This window comes from Rhizobium sp. 32-5/1 (genome assembly GCF_029537235.1).
GTDB lineage: Bacteria > Pseudomonadota > Alphaproteobacteria > Rhizobiales > Rhizobiaceae > Pararhizobium.
On sequence record NZ_CP120638.1, the window covers coordinates 1,671,577 to 1,690,091 of the forward strand.

Annotated in this window: 16 protein-coding genes, 2 tRNA genes, 1 pseudogene and 1 riboswitch; of the genes and pseudogenes, 6 read left to right on the forward strand and 13 right to left on the reverse strand. The window is 58.5% G+C overall.

The genetic code is table 11. From position 1 onward, the window contains the following. Nucleotides 1-30 precede the first annotated feature (30 nt). Nucleotides 31-104, reverse strand: a tRNA-Gly gene (locus P6U16_RS08575). Between the two features lie 85 nt (nucleotides 105-189). Continuing rightward, nucleotides 190-1,287, reverse strand: a complete 1,098-nt coding sequence (locus P6U16_RS08580) for a 2'-deoxycytidine 5'-triphosphate deaminase (RefSeq protein ID WP_277703385.1) — start codon at nucleotides 1,285-1,287, stop codon at nucleotides 190-192. Nucleotides 1,288-1,394: 107 nt separating this feature from the next. Then, nucleotides 1,395-1,473: riboswitch (SAM riboswitch) on the forward strand. A gap of 44 nt (nucleotides 1,474-1,517) precedes the next feature. Here P6U16_RS08580 and P6U16_RS08585 point away from each other — a divergent pair. Beyond that, nucleotides 1,518-2,702, forward strand: a complete 1,185-nt coding sequence (locus tag P6U16_RS08585; RefSeq protein ID WP_277703793.1) for an O-succinylhomoserine sulfhydrylase — start codon at nucleotides 1,518-1,520, stop codon at nucleotides 2,700-2,702. A 200-nt stretch (nucleotides 2,703-2,902) separates the two neighbouring features. After that, complete coding sequence (apaG, locus tag P6U16_RS08590) at nucleotides 2,903-3,295, forward strand: Co2+/Mg2+ efflux protein ApaG (protein WP_277703386.1); 393 nt, start codon at nucleotides 2,903-2,905, stop codon at nucleotides 3,293-3,295. A gap of 3 nt (nucleotides 3,296-3,298) precedes the next feature. Here the strand turns inward: apaG and P6U16_RS08595 are convergent, their stop codons facing one another. The 3 genes from P6U16_RS08595 to P6U16_RS08605 form a co-directional block, all read right to left on the reverse strand. Continuing rightward, nucleotides 3,299-4,288, reverse strand: coding sequence for an Hsp33 family molecular chaperone (locus P6U16_RS08595; protein WP_277703387.1), 990 nt, complete (start codon nucleotides 4,286-4,288; stop codon nucleotides 3,299-3,301). A gap of 273 nt (nucleotides 4,289-4,561) precedes the next feature. Beyond that, nucleotides 4,562-5,479 (reverse strand): ornithine carbamoyltransferase, encoded by a 918-nt coding sequence (gene argF, locus P6U16_RS08600; protein WP_277703388.1) that lies wholly within the window; start codon nucleotides 5,477-5,479, stop codon nucleotides 4,562-4,564. 36 nt (nucleotides 5,480-5,515) lie between these two features. Continuing rightward, nucleotides 5,516-6,715, reverse strand: a complete 1,200-nt coding sequence (locus tag P6U16_RS08605; protein ID WP_277703389.1) for an aspartate aminotransferase family protein — start codon at nucleotides 6,713-6,715, stop codon at nucleotides 5,516-5,518. A 430-nt stretch (nucleotides 6,716-7,145) separates the two neighbouring features. Here P6U16_RS08605 and P6U16_RS08610 point away from each other — a divergent pair, with 430 nt between their 5' ends. Next, the gene (locus P6U16_RS08610) at nucleotides 7,146-7,673 is read left to right on the forward strand and encodes a GcrA family cell cycle regulator (protein WP_277703390.1); all 528 of its coding nucleotides are present in this window, start codon (nucleotides 7,146-7,148) and stop codon (nucleotides 7,671-7,673) included. Between the two features lie 73 nt (nucleotides 7,674-7,746). On the opposite strand, the pseudogene phoR reads toward P6U16_RS08610, so the two are convergent. Next, nucleotides 7,747-8,963 (reverse strand): annotated as a pseudogene (gene phoR / locus P6U16_RS08615) (phosphate regulon sensor histidine kinase PhoR). Between the two features lie 201 nt (nucleotides 8,964-9,164). On the opposite strand from phoR, the gene ppk2 reads away from it, so the two are divergent. Continuing rightward, nucleotides 9,165-10,046: a polyphosphate kinase 2 gene (ppk2, locus tag P6U16_RS08620; protein ID WP_277703391.1), complete on the forward strand. Its 882-nt coding sequence runs from the start codon at nucleotides 9,165-9,167 to the stop codon at nucleotides 10,044-10,046. Nucleotides 10,047-10,087: 41 nt separating this feature from the next. Here the strand turns inward: ppk2 and P6U16_RS08625 are convergent, their stop codons facing one another. Further along, nucleotides 10,088-11,251, reverse strand: a complete 1,164-nt coding sequence (locus P6U16_RS08625; RefSeq protein ID WP_277703392.1) for a biotin transporter BioY — start codon at nucleotides 11,249-11,251, stop codon at nucleotides 10,088-10,090. Nucleotides 11,252-11,561: 310 nt separating this feature from the next. Between P6U16_RS08625 and P6U16_RS08630 the strand changes: the two genes are divergently transcribed. Both P6U16_RS08630 and P6U16_RS08635 read left to right on the forward strand, forming a co-directional pair. Further along, entirely contained in the window at nucleotides 11,562-12,521 is a 960-nt protein-coding gene (locus P6U16_RS08630; RefSeq protein WP_277703393.1) for a nitronate monooxygenase family protein, read from the forward strand. A 176-nt stretch (nucleotides 12,522-12,697) separates the two neighbouring features. Next, nucleotides 12,698-12,773, forward strand: a tRNA-Thr gene (locus tag P6U16_RS08635). A 456-nt stretch (nucleotides 12,774-13,229) separates the two neighbouring features. On the opposite strand, the gene P6U16_RS08640 is transcribed toward P6U16_RS08635, so the two are convergent. The 6 genes from P6U16_RS08640 to P6U16_RS08665 all read right to left on the reverse strand — a co-directional run bounded on the left by P6U16_RS08640 (nucleotide 13,230) and on the right by P6U16_RS08665 (nucleotide 18,490). Beyond that, the gene (locus P6U16_RS08640) at nucleotides 13,230-13,667 is read right to left on the reverse strand and encodes a hypothetical protein (RefSeq protein ID WP_277703394.1); all 438 of its coding nucleotides are present in this window, start codon (nucleotides 13,665-13,667) and stop codon (nucleotides 13,230-13,232) included. Next, nucleotides 13,606-14,241, reverse strand: coding sequence for a Panacea domain-containing protein (locus P6U16_RS08645; protein ID WP_277703395.1), 636 nt, complete (start codon nucleotides 14,239-14,241; stop codon nucleotides 13,606-13,608). The genes P6U16_RS08640 and P6U16_RS08645 overlap by 62 nt, the downstream gene beginning before the upstream one ends. Next, nucleotides 14,213-15,256 (reverse strand): type I restriction enzyme HsdR N-terminal domain-containing protein, encoded by a 1,044-nt coding sequence (locus tag P6U16_RS08650; protein WP_277703396.1) that lies wholly within the window; start codon nucleotides 15,254-15,256, stop codon nucleotides 14,213-14,215. Before P6U16_RS08650 ends, P6U16_RS08645 begins: the two co-directional genes overlap by 29 nt. A gap of 852 nt (nucleotides 15,257-16,108) precedes the next feature. Continuing rightward, nucleotides 16,109-16,678, reverse strand: coding sequence for a hypothetical protein (locus tag P6U16_RS08655; protein WP_277703397.1), 570 nt, complete (start codon nucleotides 16,676-16,678; stop codon nucleotides 16,109-16,111). 438 nt (nucleotides 16,679-17,116) lie between these two features. Further along, entirely contained in the window at nucleotides 17,117-17,962 is an 846-nt protein-coding gene (locus P6U16_RS08660; RefSeq protein WP_277703398.1) for a hypothetical protein, read from the reverse strand. Nucleotides 17,963-18,013: 51 nt separating this feature from the next. After that, nucleotides 18,014-18,490, reverse strand: coding sequence for a hypothetical protein (locus P6U16_RS08665; protein WP_277703399.1), 477 nt, complete (start codon nucleotides 18,488-18,490; stop codon nucleotides 18,014-18,016). Nucleotides 18,491-18,515: the final 25 nt, after the last annotated feature.

The following is an 18,515-nucleotide window of genomic DNA, read 5'->3' on the forward strand; positions in this document are numbered from 1 at the left end:
ACGGGATTTCTTGTAGAGTATTGAAGTTGCTGGAGCGGGTGAAGGGAATCGAACCCTCGTATTCAGCTTGGGAAGCTGCTGCTCTACCATTGAGCTACACCCGCGACTGAGCGGACATTTCCATCAAGCGGTCGCCGCTGTCAAGGCTCAGCCTTCGTCGTCATATCGACGCGGAGGCCATAAGCGGCCTTACTCTGCGCGAAAATGCTTCGACAGCTTCAGGCCCTGCGCCTGGTAATTCGATCCGAGGCCAGAACCGTAGAGCCCCTGCGGGTGCTCCATCATGTGCTCGTAGATCAGCCGGCCGACGATCTGGCCGTGTTCGAGGATGAACGGCACCTCGTGGCTGCGCACTTCCAGCACCGCGCGGCTACCGGTGCCGCCAGCCGATGCATGACCGAAGCCCGGATCGAAGAAGCCGGCATAATGCACGCGGAATTCGCCGACCAGCGGATCGAAGGGCGTCATCTCCGCGGCGTAGAGCGGCGGCACGTGTACGGCTTCGCGCGAGACGAGAATGTAGAATTCGTCCGGATCGAGGATCAGGTCGTCATGGCCGCGGCTGTAGAGCGGCTCCCAGAAATCGAAGATGCCGTGTTCGGCCTTCTTGTCGACATCGACGACGGCGGTGTGGTGCTTGCCGCGATAGCCGATCAGGCCGTCGGCGCCGGTGCCCTTGAGATCGATCGACAGCGCAATGCCGGCACCGGACACATTCGGCCGATCGCTGGCGACCAAGACGTCGCTCTCGTGCAGCGCGAGCACTTCGGTCTCGGTGAGAAGCGCCTGGCCGATGCGGAAGCGGATCTGCGACAGGCGCGACCCGCGCCGCACGATGATCGGGAAGGTGCGCGGGCTGATTTCGAGGTAGAGCGGGCCGGAATAGCCTGATGGTATCTTGTCGAATTCCTGGGCATAGTCGGTGATGACGCGGGTGAAGATATCTAGACGGCCGGTCGAGCTTTTCGGATTGGCAGAGGCCGACATGTCGTTCAGCAGGTCGAGGCTTTCCATCAGCGGCACGATGTAGACACAGCCGGTTTCAAGAACCGCCCCGTCGCTGAGGTCGATGACGTGCAGTTTCAGCCGGTCGAGCTTGTCGGCGACGCGATGATTGGGGCCGGGCATGAAGCTGGCGCGCACGCGGAATGCGCGGGAACCGAGACGCAGGTCGAGGCTCGCTGGCTGGATCTGGTCGCCGTCCAGCGGCGCTTCGCTGATCAGACGGCCGGTTTCAAACAGCGCTGCGATCGCGCGATCGGCCAGAATGCCCGTTGCCCTCGTCATGTCCGTCTTCCTTTTTGCCGCAAACGGCAAGCCATAACCCAAATTGTCCCCATGACATATCTTCTCGTTCGGGGAATTGACGCAAGCGTGCTTGCGCAGTATTTGGAGAATTATCCCGTGGTGATTTGGCCGGTCGGCTTGCAGCCACGTTAAACAAATAGCTAAAAAGGCCGGGTCTTTGAACCGGCTTGCTTTTCGCGGCCGGTTTTTTTGTTTTGAAAGTGACGATGATGAGCAAGAATTGGCGCCCGGCAACGCAGCTCGTTCATGGTGGCACGACCCGCTCTGCCCATGGAGAGACCTCCGAAGCAATCTTTCTGACCCAGGGTTTTGTCTATGACAGTTCGGAAGCGGCCGAAGCCCGCTTCAAAGGCGAGACCGAAGGTTTCATCTATGCCCGCTACGGCAGCCCGACCAACGACATGTTTGAAAAGCGCATGTGCATGCTGGAAGGCGCCGAGGATGCGCGCGCCACGGCATCCGGCATGGCGGCCGTCGCCGCGGCGATCCTCTGCCAACTCAGGGCCGGTGACCACATCGTTGCGGCCCGCGCCCTGTTCGGCTCCTGCCGCTGGGTCGTCGAAACGCTGGCGCCGAAATACGGCATCGAGTTCACGCTGATCGACGGTCGCTTCCTTGAAAACTGGGAAAAGGCCGTCAAGCCGAACACCAAGGTGTTTTTCCTCGAAAGCCCGACCAACCCGACGCTGGAAGTTGTCGACATCGAGGGCGTCGCCAGGATCGCCAATGCCGTCGGCGCCAAGGTCATCGTCGACAACGTCTTTGCAACGCCGCTGCTGCAGAAGCCGCTGGAACTGGGCGCCCATATCGTCGTGTACTCGGCAACCAAGCACATCGACGGCCAGGGCCGCTGCCTCGGCGGCGTTATTCTTTCCGACAAGGAATGGATTGCCGAACATCTGCACGACTATTTCCGCCACACCGGCCCAGCGCTCTCGCCTTTCAATGCGTGGACGCTGTTGAAGGGGATCGAAACGCTGCCGCTACGCGTGCGCCAGCAGAGCGAGAATGCGGCGACAATCGCCGATTTCCTCGCTGAGCAGGACAAGGTCGCCAAGGTCATCTATCCCGGCCGCAAGGACCATCCGCAGGCCGATATCATCGCGCGGCAGATGAAGGGCGGCTCGACGCTCGTCTGCTTCGAGATGAAGGGTGGCAAGGAGGCGGCGTTCGCGCTGCAGAACGCGTTGGAGATCATCAAGATCTCCAACAATCTCGGCGACTCGAAGAGCCTGATCACCCATCCGGCGACCACGACCCACAAGAACCTCTCCGACGAGGCCCGCGCCGAGCTCGGCATTTCGCCCGGCACGGTGCGTCTCTCGGCCGGCATCGAGGACAGCCAGGATCTGGTCGATGATTTCGCCCGCGCGCTCAAGGCGGTTACGGCCTGATACAAACCTGAACTGGAAGAAACAGAGCCGCCTGAAACACGTTTTCAGGCGGTTTTCTTTTGTCCGGACGGTTCTTCCCTCGAAGCATAATCCAGCCTGTCGCAGATCGGCACGGAATGTGCCCCGTCGCCGCCGCCGTTATTCTTGACGAAACCATATTGGTGTAGAATAGGTTCTGCGATTTTAAAAAGGTATTGCATATGTATCGCGCGCTGACCCGCGACATTGAGGTGACTGTCGAGCCCTATTATCTGGAGGAGCAATCCGATCCCGACGACAGCCGCTATGTATGGGGCTACAGGATCGTGATCTCCAACCATTCCGATATTTCCGTGCGGCTGGTCACCCGCTACTGGAACATTACCGACGAAACCGGACAGGTGGACGAAGTCAACGGCCCTGGTGTCATCGGTGAACAACCGGTGCTCAATCCAGGCGATACTTACGAATATTCATCAGGCTGCCCGCTCGACACACCATCCGGCGTCATGTTCGGCCACTACGGCATGGAGGCCGAAAGCGGGGAAATGTTCGACGTCAACATCCCCGCCTTCTCGCTCGATGCACCAGGGCTCAGCCGCGTGCTGAACTGAAGCCTATTGCGGGCGCACTTCCGTCGCTTCGAACTTGTAGCTCGTGGAGCAGAACTCGCAATTGACCGTAACGACACCGTCAACCACCGTGTGGTCGATGTCGTCCTGGCTCAGGCTCGCCAGAACATCGCGGATCTTCTCGCGTGAACAGTTGCAACGGTCATAGACTGCCTGCGGAGGATAGACCCGCACGCCGCGCTCGTGAAACAGACGATACAGCAGCCGCTCGGGACCAACCATCGGATCGGTGAGTTCGTCGGCGGCAATCGTTTCCACCATCACCTTCGCCTCGCCCCAGAGATCGTCAGTCTCGACACTCTCGTCCCTGATATCACCGTCGCCGCCGTGCAGGTCCGGCTGGCGCATACGCTCCAGCGTTTCCGGCAGGAACTGCGCAACCACGCCGCCGGCCCGCCAGCGATGGCGCGGCTTGCCGGCATCGTCCCGGTCCAGAAGTTCGGCGACGCTGAGGCGCACCTTGGTCGGAATCTGTTCCGACTGGCGGAAATAGACGCCGGCGATCTCTTCCAGGGTGCCGCCATCAAGCGGCACGATGCCCTGATAGCGCTGCATGTCCGCGCCCTGATCGATGGTGAAGGCGAGGATGCCCTCGCCGAGCAACTGGTGCGGCTCTGCCATGCCATTTTCCTGGGCGATCGCCAGCGCTTCGCTGTTGTAGCGGGCATAGGCGCGCACCCTGTCCGGCGTCGAGAAATCAGCAACGACGAGATCGACCGGGCCATTGCTCTGCGTCTGCACGATCAGCTTGCCTTCGAATTTCAGCGACGTGCCAAGCAGCACGGTCAGAACGACCGTTTCGGCAACGAGGCGGGCAACCGGCAGCGGATAATTATGGCGCTCGAGAATGGCGTCGAGCATCGGGCCAAGCTGCACGGCACGACCGCGCACGTCGAGCCCCTCCACCTGAAAAGGCACGACATGATCATCGCCCGCAAAATCAAACTGGCCAAGGCCCTCTACTGCTTCCACCATCACTCTGCTCCTTGCATCGGACATGCGGAACGCGGCGAGCGTCCAAAGACGCCCGAAGGGCGAAACCCGATGTCCATATTGATCCCTGCGTCGGCCCGTTTGTCCAGATCGGTGGCCGAAAAACAGGCCGATCGCCGACGGTTGGGCAAGCCGCCCTGCCGATGATTGAAATCGCTCGCGCTCTGGATAAAACCCTGTCCGGCTGCGCGATCATCCGCAGTCGCTTAGATCGTGCGCCCACCCTTTAATTTCAATGGCCGGCAGGCAATGGGCTCAAAGCGCGCCGAGGCACCAGGCGAGGACCGATTTCTGTGCGTGCAGACGATTTTCCGCCTCGTCGAAGACGACGGACTGCGGACCATCGATCACCTCGTCGGTGACTTCCTCACCGCGATGCGCCGGCAGGCAGTGCATGAACAGGGCGTCCTTGGCCGCCTTTTCCATCAGGCCCGCATTGACCTGATAGGGCTGGAAGACATTGTGGCCACGCGCCCGGTGCTCCTGGTTCATGGAAATCCAGGTGTCGGTCACGACGCAATGCGCTCCCGCCACCGCCTGATCGGCGTCGTGATAGAGCTTGATCTCGCCGCCATTGTTGCGCGCCCAGTTGAGGATCTTGTCATCCGGCTCGGAACCGAGCGGTACCGCCATGTTCATGCGGTAGCCGAAGCGCGCCGAGCCCTCGATGAAGGAATGCAGCACATTGTTGCCGTCACCGGTCCAGGCGATCGTCTTGTCCTTCACCGGGCCGCTATGCTCCTCGAAGGTCATGATATCGGCCATGATCTGGCAGGGATGGGTCGTGTCCGTCAGCCCGTTGATGACAGGCACGGTCGCATGTTCGGCCAGTTCGAGCAGGCGCGTGTGATCGGTGGTGCGGATCATGATGGCGTCGACATAACGCGACAGCACCTTGGCTGTATCGCCGATCGTCTCGGCGCGACCGAGCTGCATTTCCGTGCCAGACAGGAACAGGGTTTCACCGCCGAGCTGGCGCATACCGACGTCGAATGAGACGCGGGTGCGGGTGGACGGCTTCTCGAAGATCATGGCCAGCATCTTGCCGGCCAGCGGCTTTTCAGCCGTGCCAGCCTTGGTCGCCGTCTTGCGCGTCTTGGCGTCGTCGATGATTGCGCGCAGATCTCCCGCGGTCATCGCGGAGAGATCGAGAAAGTGTCTTGTACCGGCCATGTTCTATTCCTGTTGTGCCTGCTTGACGCTCTACGCTCAGGCCGACGCCTTGTGTTTTACGGACGTCAGCTGTTCTGCAGCACGCTCGATGCGAGCAAGCCCCTCGCGTGCTTCTGCCGCAGTGGTGATCAGCGGCGGAAGAAGGCGGATGACGTTTTCACCGGCGGGAACCGCCAGAAGTTTTTCCGCACGGATCGCCTTCAGAAGATCCGCCGACGGAACCTTTGCCTTGATGCCCAGCATCAGACCCTCGCCGCGCACCTCTTCGATGACATCGGGGAACCGGTCCTGCAGCGAGGCAAGGCCTTGGCGGAAGACCAGTGAGACATCGCTTACGTGTTCGAGGAAGCCCTCTTCGAGAACCACGTCGAGCACCGCATTGCCGACTGCCATTGCAAGCGGATTGCCGCCATAGGTCGAGCCGTGAGTGCCCGCGACCATGCCGGCCGCAGCCTCTGCCGTGGCAAGGCAAGCGCCGAGCGGAAAACCACCGCCGATCCCCTTGGCGACAGCCATGATATCTGGCGCGATGCCCGTCGCTTCATAGGCAAAGAGTTTTCCCGTCCGGCCGATACCGCACTGGACCTCGTCAAAGATCAAAAGCAGGCCGTACTCGTCGCACAGCGCGCGCAGTTCCTGCAGGAATTCCTTGGACGCCACGCGGATGCCGCCCTCGCCCTGGATCGGCTCGATCAGGATCGCTGCCGTTTCTTCGCTGATCGCTTCCTTCAGCGCGGCGATATCGGCGAAAGGCACCTGGTAGAAACCGGGCGCCTTCGGGCCAAAACCCTCGAGATACTTCGCCTGGCCGCCGGCGGCGATGGTTGCCAGCGTGCGGCCGTGGAAGGCACCCTCGAAGGTGATGATGTGGAATTTTTCCGGCTGCCCCTTGGCAAAGTGATAGCGCCGCGCCGTCTTGATGGCGCATTCCAGCGCCTCGGCGCCAGAGTTCGTAAAAAACACCTTGTCGGCAAATGTCGCTTCGGTCATCCGGGCGGCAAGCTTTTCCTGGCCGGGAACCTCATAGAGGTTGGAAAGATGCCAGACCTTGTCGGCTTGATCTTTTAAGGCCGAAACAAGATGCGGATGGGCATGGCCCAGCGAATTGACCGCGACACCAGCTGCAAAATCCAGATAGCGCGTGCCGTCTTCGGCAATCAGCCAGACACCTTCGCCGCGTTCGAAGCGAAGCGGTGCGCGCGCGTAGGTATCAAAAAGCGGCGTGGCTTCGGCCATGGCGAAAGTCTCCTAGATCAAGGCGGCATAGACACCGCATGACGGTATTTTTCGGCCGATCTCCGGCCCCTGAAAATCAAAAATGCCGCCTTGCGGCGGCGGAGGCACTATCTTCATTCCGCACTGCAATGTCAACAAAAGCCCTGCGTTTGCGGTAATTCGCACAGCATACAGGCGTTTGTATTTTTTGTGCGGCGGGCTTGCAAAAATGCCACGCCATCGAAGCAAGTTGGGGAAAACCCAGAAATCGATTCGCCTCGATTCGAGGGACTCTTGTCACGGAGTCACCCGTTCACTAGGTTAATAATCAATTACTAGACGCATGCGGCGGACCTAGTCACCAAAAGTGTTATCGCGTTGCAGTTCCGGATTGCTCCGGGGCGCGGTGAGGGATTCCATCATCATCAACGCCGGGAACGGAGACAATATCATGAACTGGACTGACGAGCGGGTGGAGAAACTCAAGAAGCTGTGGTCCGAGGGGTTGAGCGCGAGCCAGATCGCCGCACAACTGGGCGGCGTCAGCCGCAACGCCGTCATCGGCAAGGTCCACCGGCTGTGCCTGCCGGGGCGCGCCAAGGCAGGCGGAACTGCCGCCGCTTCGCGCACAAAGCGCCCGACGTCGGCACCGCGCGCGCCGAACTACGCCTCCCGCGTCACCGCGACCACCCGCACCATCACTACACGCCCCGTAGGCGCCGCCGTGATGAAGGAAGAGGAGGAGATGGAATACGTGACCGGCCAGGAGCTGGAGCCGGTCAGCAATGTCGTCGTGCCGATGTCGCGTCGCCTTGTCCTCACCCAGCTTACAGACCGCACCTGCAAGTGGCCGATCGGCGACCCCATGAAGGAAGAATTTCACTTCTGCGGCAATGACAGCCCGGAAGCGGCTCCTTATTGCAGCTTTCATGCCAAGCTTGCCTACCAGCCCTCAGGCGAACGTCGCCGGGCGCGCTGATCACAATTGGGGATCAATGGTGGCGGCACAGTCCGCCATCATCCAATGACCTTGCTTCTCCCTGGAGCGCCGATCAAAACCGCACGGTAAACAGCGTTCCTTTTCCGACTTCGGACTGAACGATCATCCGGGCCCGATGCCGGGTCAGGATGTGCTTGACGATGGCGAGCCCCAGACCCGTGCCCTTTTTCGACCGGCTGGCCTCGACATTCACCCGATAGAAGCGCTCGGTGATACGCGGCACGTGTTCGGCCGGAATGCCCGGGCCGAAATCACGCACAGTCACCTCGACCGGCTTGCCGTCTCCCCCTGAAAGGCCGACCTCGACCTTCTTGCCCTCCTGCCCGTATTTGCAGGCGTTCTCGATCAGGTTTTCGAAAACCTCAGTCAGTTCGTCGCGGTCGCCATGAACGAAAACCGGCGCGTCGGGAATGTCCAGCGCAATCGAGACATCGACATCCCGCGCCAGCGGCGTGAGGGAATCGATGACATGGCCGAGCAGCGGCGCGAGATCGATTTTTGCGTCGGGTGCGATGTGGGATTTCAGCTCAAGCCTTGACAGCGACAGGAGATCATCGACCAGACGGCTCATGCGCGTTGCCTGCTCGTGCATGATGCCGAGGAATTTCTCATGCGCCTTGACGTCGTTGCGCGCCGGACCTTGCAGCGTTTCGATGAAGCCGCGCAGGGAGGCAAGCGGGGTCCTAAGTTCATGGCTGGCATTGGCGACGAAATCCGACCGCATCCTGTCGATGCGCCGGGCCTGCGAAATATCGCGGTATGACAGAATATAAAGCCGTTCGCCGCCGTTTATGGCAATGTCGGCCGGCGCGACACGCACAATATAAAACGCCTCTGAGGGCAGCCGTTCGGAATGTTCGATCTGATTGACCTTGCCGGTGGAGATGGTTTCGCGCACCATGTCGAGAATGCCGGGGAGCGCACCCGCGCCGCCAGATAGATATTCTGCGGGATGGTTCCGAACGCTTTTTCGGCGGCGAGATTTTGCAAAAGCACGGTTTCATCGGCGGCGACGACGAGAACCGGCATGTCGAGCGCGTTCAGAACGATGACCAGTGTATCGAGCGGATTGCCGGTGGCGACATTGCTCTGGATGACCGGCGCGATCGGTGGAGCAACCGTCTCGGAGCGGCTGAGGAGAGCAACTGCAAGGACCATCCAGAACAGGCAGACCGCGAGAAGGTGCAGCCCGGAAACGACCAGCACGAGGGTGATCAGAACGGACAGAAGCAGGGTCCATTTTTCCGCGGCGATTCTTGCCCCCAGCATCCGCCAGAATCTGTCTTCCTGTTCCAAGTTCCGTCCTTTTCCCGCGAAGGTCGCCGATCGCAACCTCGCCGCATCCGCCAGTGATAGAGCGTCTTCATGACATGATTTTCACGGCATGCTTGAATTCGCAATGCAATTATGGCCTGCTCGCGGGAAATCAGTGGGCGGCGGTGACAAGGTCGCACTCATCGGGAGAACACCATGGCAGACAAGACGACCAGCCGCGCAGTGGAGTTGAAGATCGACGGCAAGAAGCGGGTGTTCGATATCGACAATCCGGAATTGCCTGATTGGATCGACAGTGAAGCCTTCGCATCCGATGACTTTCCCTATGACAAGAAACTGGACCGCGACGAATACGACGCAACGCTGGAGAAGCTGCAGATCGAACTGGTCAAGGTGCAGTTCTGGCTGCAGGCAACCGGCAAGCGGGTCATCAGCGTGTTCGAGGGTCGGGATGCCGCCGGAAAGGGCGGAGCAATTCATGACACGATGGCCTATATGAACCCGCGGTCGGCGCGCATCGTGGCGCTGACCAAGCCGACGGAAACCGAACGGGGCCAGTGGTACTACCAGCGCTATGTCGCGACCTTCCCGACTGCGGGCGAATTCGTGCTCTTCGATCGTTCCTGGTACAACCGGGCCGGCGTCGAGCCGGTGATGGGCTTCTGCGAGCCGGCGCAATACCAGCACTTCCTCAAGCAGACACCGCGCTTTGAAAAGCTGATCGTTGATGACGGCATCCATCTGTTCAAGTTCTGGCTGAACATAGGCCGAGAAATGCAGCTGAAGCGTTTTCATGATCGTCGGCATGATCCGCTCAAGGTGTGGAAGCTATCGTCGATGGATATCGCAGCCCTCACCAAGTGGGACGATTATTCCGAAAAGCGCGACCGGATGCTCAATGAGACCCACACCACACATGCGCCATGGACAGTGATCCGCGCCAACGACAAGCGCCGCCTGCGGATCAACCTCATCCGCCACATCCTGCTCAGCCTGAATTACGACGGTCGGGACAAGGATGCGATTGGCGAAATCGACCGGAAAATCCTGGGTTTCGGGCCCGGCTTCGTCAAATAGCCCCCAATATTCCGCCTGCCCGCGCCGGTCTTTGTCAGAGATTATTGGCCGGGCAGGATACGGATCGCAAACAGATTGAGGCTCTGGCCGCCTCCGGCCACATCGCTGTTGATGAGGATACGGCCCGGCTCGCTCGGCGCGAGACTGCGGTCGAAGGTGATCTTGAACAGCATGTCGACCTTCTCATCGTTGACGGTAAAACGATGACGACCACAGTCGCCCAGTGAGGCGAACGCGCATTCGACGGAAAACTGGGTCGGCTTGTCGGCGCCGGAACGCACGGTCAGCGCGACGGTCGATGTCTTGCCCGACAGTTGCTCCAATACGGCCACCGGAACTTCAATCAGGACATCGCCTTCGGCGTCGGTGGAAGAAGACGTGATGCGCAGCCGTGGTCCAGCCTCGTCGCTGACAGGTTCCGCCTTTGCGCGGCTGCGCGGTGTGATCGCCGCGGCTTTCGCCGGATCGAACACCTCGATCCAGTCGCCCGTGAAGCCGGACTGCGAACCGAGCGTGGTCAGCCCCTGCGAACCGTCGAAATCCTCGGACTGCACGGTTTCCGGGGGATTGGCGACGCTGGTGTCCCGCTCCGCTGCCGATTTCAGGAGGCCGCTGGTTTCCGCCCACCAGAGCGCGGCACCGAAAGCGGCACCCAGTGTAACGATGACCATGACGAAGGACAGAAACCGCCCGCGACGGCGACGGGGCTTTGCTGACGCCGCGGAAACCGGCAGGGGACGCTCCTTACCGCGTTTGCCGGCCACGGCCTCCACAGGCACCGCGGTTGCCGTGCCAGCCGGCGCGGCGTCATCGAGGCGTTCCGGCCGCAGACTGTCGAGGCTGTCGTCACCGGTGCGGGAAACGGCTTCGCCCGGCTCACGATGGGCGGATAACGGCGCATCTTCGCGGACAGGGGCTTGGCGACGATCATCGGATGCAACCGCATCATCCAGCCGAACCGGCGGCGGCACGACGATGGCGGCCTCGGCTTTCAGGGCGGCGCGCTCCTGTGTTTCGATCGCATGAATGATCACTTCCAGGCGATGCCGCTGCTGGGCGATAACCTCGGGGTCATGCACATCCTGCTTGCGCAAGCCGGCCTCCAAGGCGTTGCGCGCGGACTGGTAAATCCGGGCCCGCGTCTCGGCACTCGTCCTGTCCGAGCGGTCGAGCGCATGTCTTATAGCCGTTTCCAGTCCGCTCACATCATGTCCTTCTTGACCGGAGGACAGGCTATTCTGCGCCCATCTTTCCCTCGACAAACCGGGGATCAGGCCAGGCCTTGCCCCGCACTGGCGGCACCCCGTTGGATTTGTTAACAATTGGGTAACGGCAGATTTGGCAATTCGCAAGCCTGCAGGCTAAAACTGGCTAGTTCCGCCAAGGGAAACGCACGGGTTTCACGACGGGCGATGCACCCTTGCAATAGAACCATCTTTTCAAGACGGCATTTCGCTGCTAGATATTTTTGACGTTTACGCAAACGTCAATATTTTCAGGTGGAGGAGAAACACCATGGCGCTGCCGCCGATCTTGACGGGAACCACAAGGCTGCCCGTCGTTGCCGCCCCGCTCTTCATCATTTCGCATCCGGCGCTGACGCTGGCACAGTGCAAGGCGGGCGTGGTCGGGTCCTTTCCGGCGCTGAACGCCCGTCCGGAAGCCCAGCTCGACGAATGGCTGGCGCAGATTACCGAAGAACTGGCAGATCACGACCGGCACAACCCGGACAGGCCCGCTGCCCCCTTCGCCGTCAACCAGATCGTCCACAAGTCCAACAAGCGGCTCGAGCACGACCTGATGCTCTGCGTCAAATACAAGGTGCCGATCGTCATTTCCTCACTCGGGGCCGTTCCCGAGGTCAACGCCGCGATCCATTCCTATGGCGGCATCGTGCTGCATGACGTGATCAACAACCGCCATGCCAGTTCGGCGATCCGCAAGGGGGCCGATGGCCTGATCGCGGTGGCAACCGGCGCCGGCGGCCATGCCGGAACCCTGTCGCCCTTCGCGCTTGTCCAGGAAATCCGCAGCTGGTTTGACGGCCCGCTGCTGCTATCAGGCGCCATCGCCACCGGCGGTGCGGTGCTGGCGGCCCAGGCCATGGGTGCCGACATGGCCTATATCGGCTCGCCCTTCATCGCCACGAACGAGGCCCGCGCCAGCGACGCCTACAAGCAGTCGATCGTCGACAGCACCGCCGCCGACATCGTCTATTCCAACTATTTTACCGGCATCCACGGCAACTATCTCAAACCCTCGATCGCCGCGGCCGGCATGGATCCTGACAAACTGCCGGAGGCGGACCCGTCGAAGATGGATTTCGAGGCAGCGACCACAGGCGCCAAGGCCTGGAAAGACATCTGGGGCTGTGGCCAGGGGATCGGCGCGGTGACCGAAATCACCTCCGTCGAAGGGCTGGTCTCCCGGCTGGACAACGAATACAAGACCGCCCGAAAGAGGCTTTCGCTCTGAACACAACCACACACAGGGATCGATGATCGGATTCCACGGCCTTATCCATCGATCATTGCTGTTGGGCGCTGATCCCGCGATTTTTTACCAATCGAAGATCTGACGGCTTGAAATCCCGTCGCTTTGCAGGTATCAGCGCCTCACACATCGCTTCGCCGATTGCGAAACGCATGCTGGCCGCTTTAGCTCAGGTGGTAGAGCACATCATTCGTAATGATGGGGTCAGAGGTTCGAGTCCTCTAAGCGGCACCATTTAACTTCTTGATAAAAATAGACTTAATGCTTTAGGCCAGATCGCGAAAGCATTTCCGTTCAAGCTGGGTCGCCACCGGGTCGCCACAGAGCGGAATTCTTTGGGTGAATTAGGCCCTTTTGACTGTTAGCCGCCAATTAAATTGCCTTAACTCGCTGAAAAATCGCACTCCTCAATTTCTTAATAAATTCTTCCCGCGAGCGGCGCTCCTTTGTGTGCTTTTAGGGCCTGACATAATTCATGAGGTTAGCGCTTATCGCGCGCGCACGCGTATCTGTTGCGGAATGGGTCCACTGAGGTCGCCAAGCACTGGATAAAGAAAGCGATTGATAGGCGTCGGTTTAGGTTTTCTGAGGTTTGGGGATCTGCTGTGAGGGAAGGCAGCAAATCTCACTACTTTGCTGTTTTCTAGTATGCAGCACTTCGGCTTGAACCCACCTCTAGACCTCGACGGACTAAGCCTCGTCGCTCCCCTTCAGAAGTGATCGAAGATTTTCGGCGATCAAAGCCGCATGCCGGGGCGGCAGCACATCAAGCCCTGCCTCGATACGGCCAACGATGTCCTTACACAAAGCCTTAGAGATTTGAGCGAATTCTTTCGCATTCTTCATCTCCCAATCAGGATGAGAGAACATCTTCGAAAGGTCTAGGCTGCTGTCATGTGTCACCAATTCGTGACAGCCGTTTTGCAGGAGCAACTGGTCACGGCCGTGCGGAGCAGGCTTAGTGTTAATCCAGACGAAGTAATCAGGCGCCACACAAACGCACAGCGCATATTTCTCTTTCGGAGGCTTCGAAAGGACGGTATTGACGATGTAGATGTGCCCGAGCTTACAAGACGCCATAGGAAGCAAATTGCTCCGCTTCCTCAAAGATTTCAGGCGATACCCCATCAAGCATATCCTCAAAGCGCATTGGCGCATTAAGGGCAGCCTTTTTCCAGGCTAGATGCTCGTGCGTCTCGTCAGAAATCTGGCCGAACGAACGCCCCCTGCAATATTCGAAAGCTCGATCAAGGCATTCCAAATCTGTCTTGCTGAAGTAGCTTAGATCAGGGGAGCGATGAGCCTTGTAGGTAGGGTGCTTTTCGCTATCGCCATGGGATAGGGCCCCCACAACTACTTCCCGTTCCGGCTCCGGAAGCTCCTCTTTGACCGCGTTATAGGCGTAAGAGGGTACCGGTCCGTTCTCCATAGCGATATATCGATCGCCGGTGATCGGCCGCCCGAAAGTGCGCAGGTGGTCGAGATCAGCGTAGTATAGCGTCTTTAGGGCGTGGAAACGCCCAACCTCTCCGTACCGGGACACGATATAGAGCAGGGCCTCGATTGTTTTCTCTTTGTCGACACTAAATCTCATGGACTTCATATAAGCCTGAGTTTCGTTAAAGAAAAGATTTATAGCATGGTGGGTGCTATCCGCCGACCTGTTTTGGTTGTTAACGCACCAGTAAGTCGAAATGGCCAAGACCTCGCATTCGCGCTTTGGCTGGTAGTGGCAGTGGCAAGCCGTGAGTGTCGATTGTATATTGGTAGTCCACCGAAAAAGTGCCCTGGAAGCGCTCACCGTGGACGAATCCGACAGCTTCAGTATAGCAAATGCACTTGAACGAAACAGGAAGGACCATAGCCGGGCGGCCGAAGCCTGCCGGTATTGACATCCCCTGCGGTGCATTGACTTCAACAATGTTGGTAAACAGCGTTGGCACTTCGACGTCTGTTGAAACGAATTCGTCGCTTGTCTTAAATACGAAAGTGCCGAGCCCAACCGCTTGGTTGATGGCGTCAAAAGTGCTGTGAGCCGATTTCAACAGCACTTGCGCCATGATAAGCCCGTCGCCTGTCCGTTCCACACCGATGCCAGAGACGGTTTGCCGCATACCATCCATAGTGGATAGATCCCCAGGCAAATCTTCAGAAATGTGTTCGTCATAGACGATATCGCCCCCTATGATTTCCAGCTTTGAGCGCAAGCCCTCTGCTATGGGCTTTCCGAGGTCGATTGGGGACGAAAACTTCTTTTGAAGCGCGGTAGGGCTAAGGAAAGACTTCAGTATTGGCAGCACGTCTCCTGTCTCGGCTATTGCCCATTCAAAGAGCGGCTTGTCAGGATGGCTGATCTGAAACACCTGTCCCTGGCGCCCATTTATCAGCATATAATAAAAAGCCCCAACGTCTGGATGTGCTGAGTAACTGTGCGCCTGCTGGGCATCATCGATGCTCAACGGCTGGGACGGCGGTTTTGCTTCGACAGTCCAGCGAGCATAAGGGGTGTATTCGCAAATATAATCGGCCCGACCTTGTAGTTCAGCGTCCGTCGCCTTTTTCCGACCAAGGAACATCTTGCTGTAACGCAGTGTCCTCTCGGTTAAAATATTTGCTTGCGTTCCCTGCCTGAACCCGAGCGCGTGCAGTAGCGGACGAATTATAATCTCCCGAACGTCCGTTTCATTCATGGAGATGAGATCAAAATGGCCAAACATCTATTTCACACCTGAGCGCTTTGAAACTACTTAAACTGGTGCGATTCGGATCTTTGGTGCAAGCTATAATAGAGCTTGTGTGCTTGGAGCCCTGTCCTTCAATCCGGAAAGTTCATTACATCCCACTCAAGGTCGGTCAACACGCTTGTCTCTAGGGTTACCAGTTCATCAAACAGGTGCAAATTTTAGCCAGCAGCCATCTCGGAGCCCAGCCCGCCACCCCGCGAAAGCCGGCAACAAGAAGTAACGGTCTGGGAAGCGAAACGAGGCTTCCAAATCGTGGATCAACGGACCTTAATCGGTCAGTCGATAATAAGGGTCTTCTCGATAGGTTGTGCCGACGTAGCAGTTTGTCCCAAAGCATCTTGGGCTTCTGCGGTCCCTCGCTAGATAAAAGACGTGCTGTGGCGCTTTCCGATGGTACCCGGCCCTCGGTGCAACATAATAATCGCGGCGCTCTCCAACGATCTGCTCTCGATAAGCCGTAGCTGGGGCGACGTCATAGTATCTGTATCCGTCATCGTAGACGCAGCCACTTAACGTTGCCACGGACGATCCAAGCACACTCAGAACGATGCACATCTTACGGCTCATGCTTGCCTCCAGATTGGATATAATGGCGCGATGTTGAAACAATGCAAGCCCTGGTCGGCTCAGAGAACCACCAGTGATTAGGCCAGGGAAGTCTCAAAATAGGCGAGAGCCGCCCGCTACGCTGGTGGGTCGCGCGTGCGCGCGCGTATCTGTCCGATAATGCCGGCGGGGCAACTTGCTGCAGGCTTATGATGCACGAAAAACCTTCGCGGGATGGCTACCGCAAAAAGCGGCACCGTTCACTGGCTTCGATCTGATCTAAGTTGCCAGAGGCAATTTATCGAACGGCAGAGCAGGGGCACCACCGTGGAACTCAAAGCCACCGTCGCGCCTGACTTTGCGCGATGATGCTTCAACCTGCCCCAGAAGGCGCATAACGCGCCATTCCGAGCCGTCAGAATTGGTCGCTTGCCTCACTTCCAGGTCTGTGACGGGCCGCCATGTGTTGTTCGTGTATGTGCGAACATCAATCGCCTTTGCCAAGCTGACCGGGAGGTCGCTTGCGCGGCACAACCATCCTCTGATGTCTTGAGGCTGTGCTGCTCGCTCCAAGGCGGCAACGTGTTGGCTCGTCCACTCCGGATATCGGCCCTGAACCTCAGCCCACGGGAAAAACTCGGTTTCCTCAAATGTGAGCCGGACGAGCTTCACTATGCCCAAGCGGTAGCCGTCCCGAACCGTCGCTGTGATATCTCCTCGGGGCGAGGTCGTGGCCCAGACGAAATCAGGCGACGGAAAATCGGCGATACGCTGTTGAGATTGCACTAGCGCGCCACTGGCGAGTATCCAAGGCAGATGCCATGAAGATGTGTAATGGTAAGCGGGCATGGCATTCTCCAGTGTCAATGGCGGCGCGATATATCCTCGAATGGCGCGGGAAGATATGCAAGCCGCCAACTAGAACGGGGTAGGTAACTTCGCTTTTTCCATCTGATCCCATGCGAGAACGGAACAGACTGCGCGTCCCACTGCTCCCACGCCAGCCTATGCGCATCGATAGCATCGACCAAATCGCTATTCTTCGCTGGCAATCCGGGAATAGTGAATAGCATGTGCAGGCCGTACGCGTTGATGACCATTCGATAGATGTTCAAATCTGGATTGGCCCTGATGATCTGGGCCATTCTTGACCAAGGGCAAAGAGGCGGTCAAATGCTGTCGGAATAGGTGCCCTCAAATCTGAGGAGAGCTATTCCGAGGTTTTCCATTTCTGTTTCCGTTATCGAAAGGTGCAGCGACGGGGCTGAACGCTCAACGCATACGCACTCAGGATAAATCCCCCGCAGTAAAATTCAGAACTCCATCAATGAAGTGAGAAATTTCAGCGAATATGTTGTCCTCGCTGAGAATAGCGGCGTAGAAGCCGGACGTAGCTATTGCGAGAGCTTTCATTCGCAGGCCTTCCGCAGTATGTGCTGTGACCCTTGAAACCTGCCTACGGGCTTCATTGGCGGCGATTTTGGCGGCTGAAACCCGCTGCTTCGCCTTCTCGACGCCGGCTTGTTCCCTTAGCCGCGATGTTTCGGCCTCGTACCGCCGCGCCAGGGCCAATGCCTGCTCGTATTCCTTTGTGAATTTTTCTCGGTAGGCAATGTTCTGCGCCAATGCCTTGGCCGTCCTGCCCTTTGGCACCTTGGCCTTCCAGTACGAGAGACGATCCTCTGCCTCGTTCGGCGTCATCACCGCGAAGCACAGCCGTTCGTTGGTTCTACGTTTGAACCGTTTGGTGAAATCGACCGTATCCCGGATGATGAACCGGCCAATAATGTCGCGTTCAGCATCCTCGGATACATGGTACGTGTTCGCATTGGCACAGCCGAGAAGCTCCTCCGGCGCGAGCGGCCACAGATGACGCCATTCGTCTGCAATCCACCCTAGCGCCTCTTCTGCGGCAGTCAGCTCGCGTTCTGCCTCTTTGAAGCGTTCATATGCGGCGATGAGGTCAGGATTTTCACCAATGTCTTTCACTGGTAGCTCAGTTGGCGTCGGAATGACGATCGGCGCGGCCACTGCGGCGATCGGCGCGGCCAGTGCGGCCATACCGCTCAGGATAGCGCGGCGGGTGATTTTCGGCATGGCTTCGGCAGCGGCCGGAACGACGCTATTCGGCATTGGATTAACTCCCAGGTTATGAAAGATTTTGCTTGGTGACTATACGGTCGGTCAGGTCGAATGCAGTCCTCTGTCCGAACGGACGAGATGCAAGGGCTTGAAAGAACCAGAATTTTTCAATTCGCCGGCGTTCTGCTTACCAGAGCGTTTCGGTAAACGGCGAGAACAGTGTTTCGCCACGAAAGCCTCGTCATCGACGATACAAGCTTCGAACCTATTGATTCCGACTGGCTGGAAGTCCGCCCGGCATTGAGCAAAGAGCTGCTTTTTCCATTCGAGTGTTTCGACTGAGTACGCTGGTGCGCTGAGCGCTTCATTGCGCCGGCACATCCAACGGAGGTTCTGGACTTTCACTTCTTCAAGTCTGCACCGGTTCGTTTCGCCGTTCCATTGCCCGTTTTCATCGTATCCCAGCAATGCTTTGGCGTACTCCCAGCACGCGGCCGAGACATTGAGATCGGCGCGGGCCCTATCGAATAGGAAGCGTCGATCGAGTATTAGGCTTGCAACGTACTCCTCATCGGTCATGCCGGCCGGCGTTTCCCTGCTACGG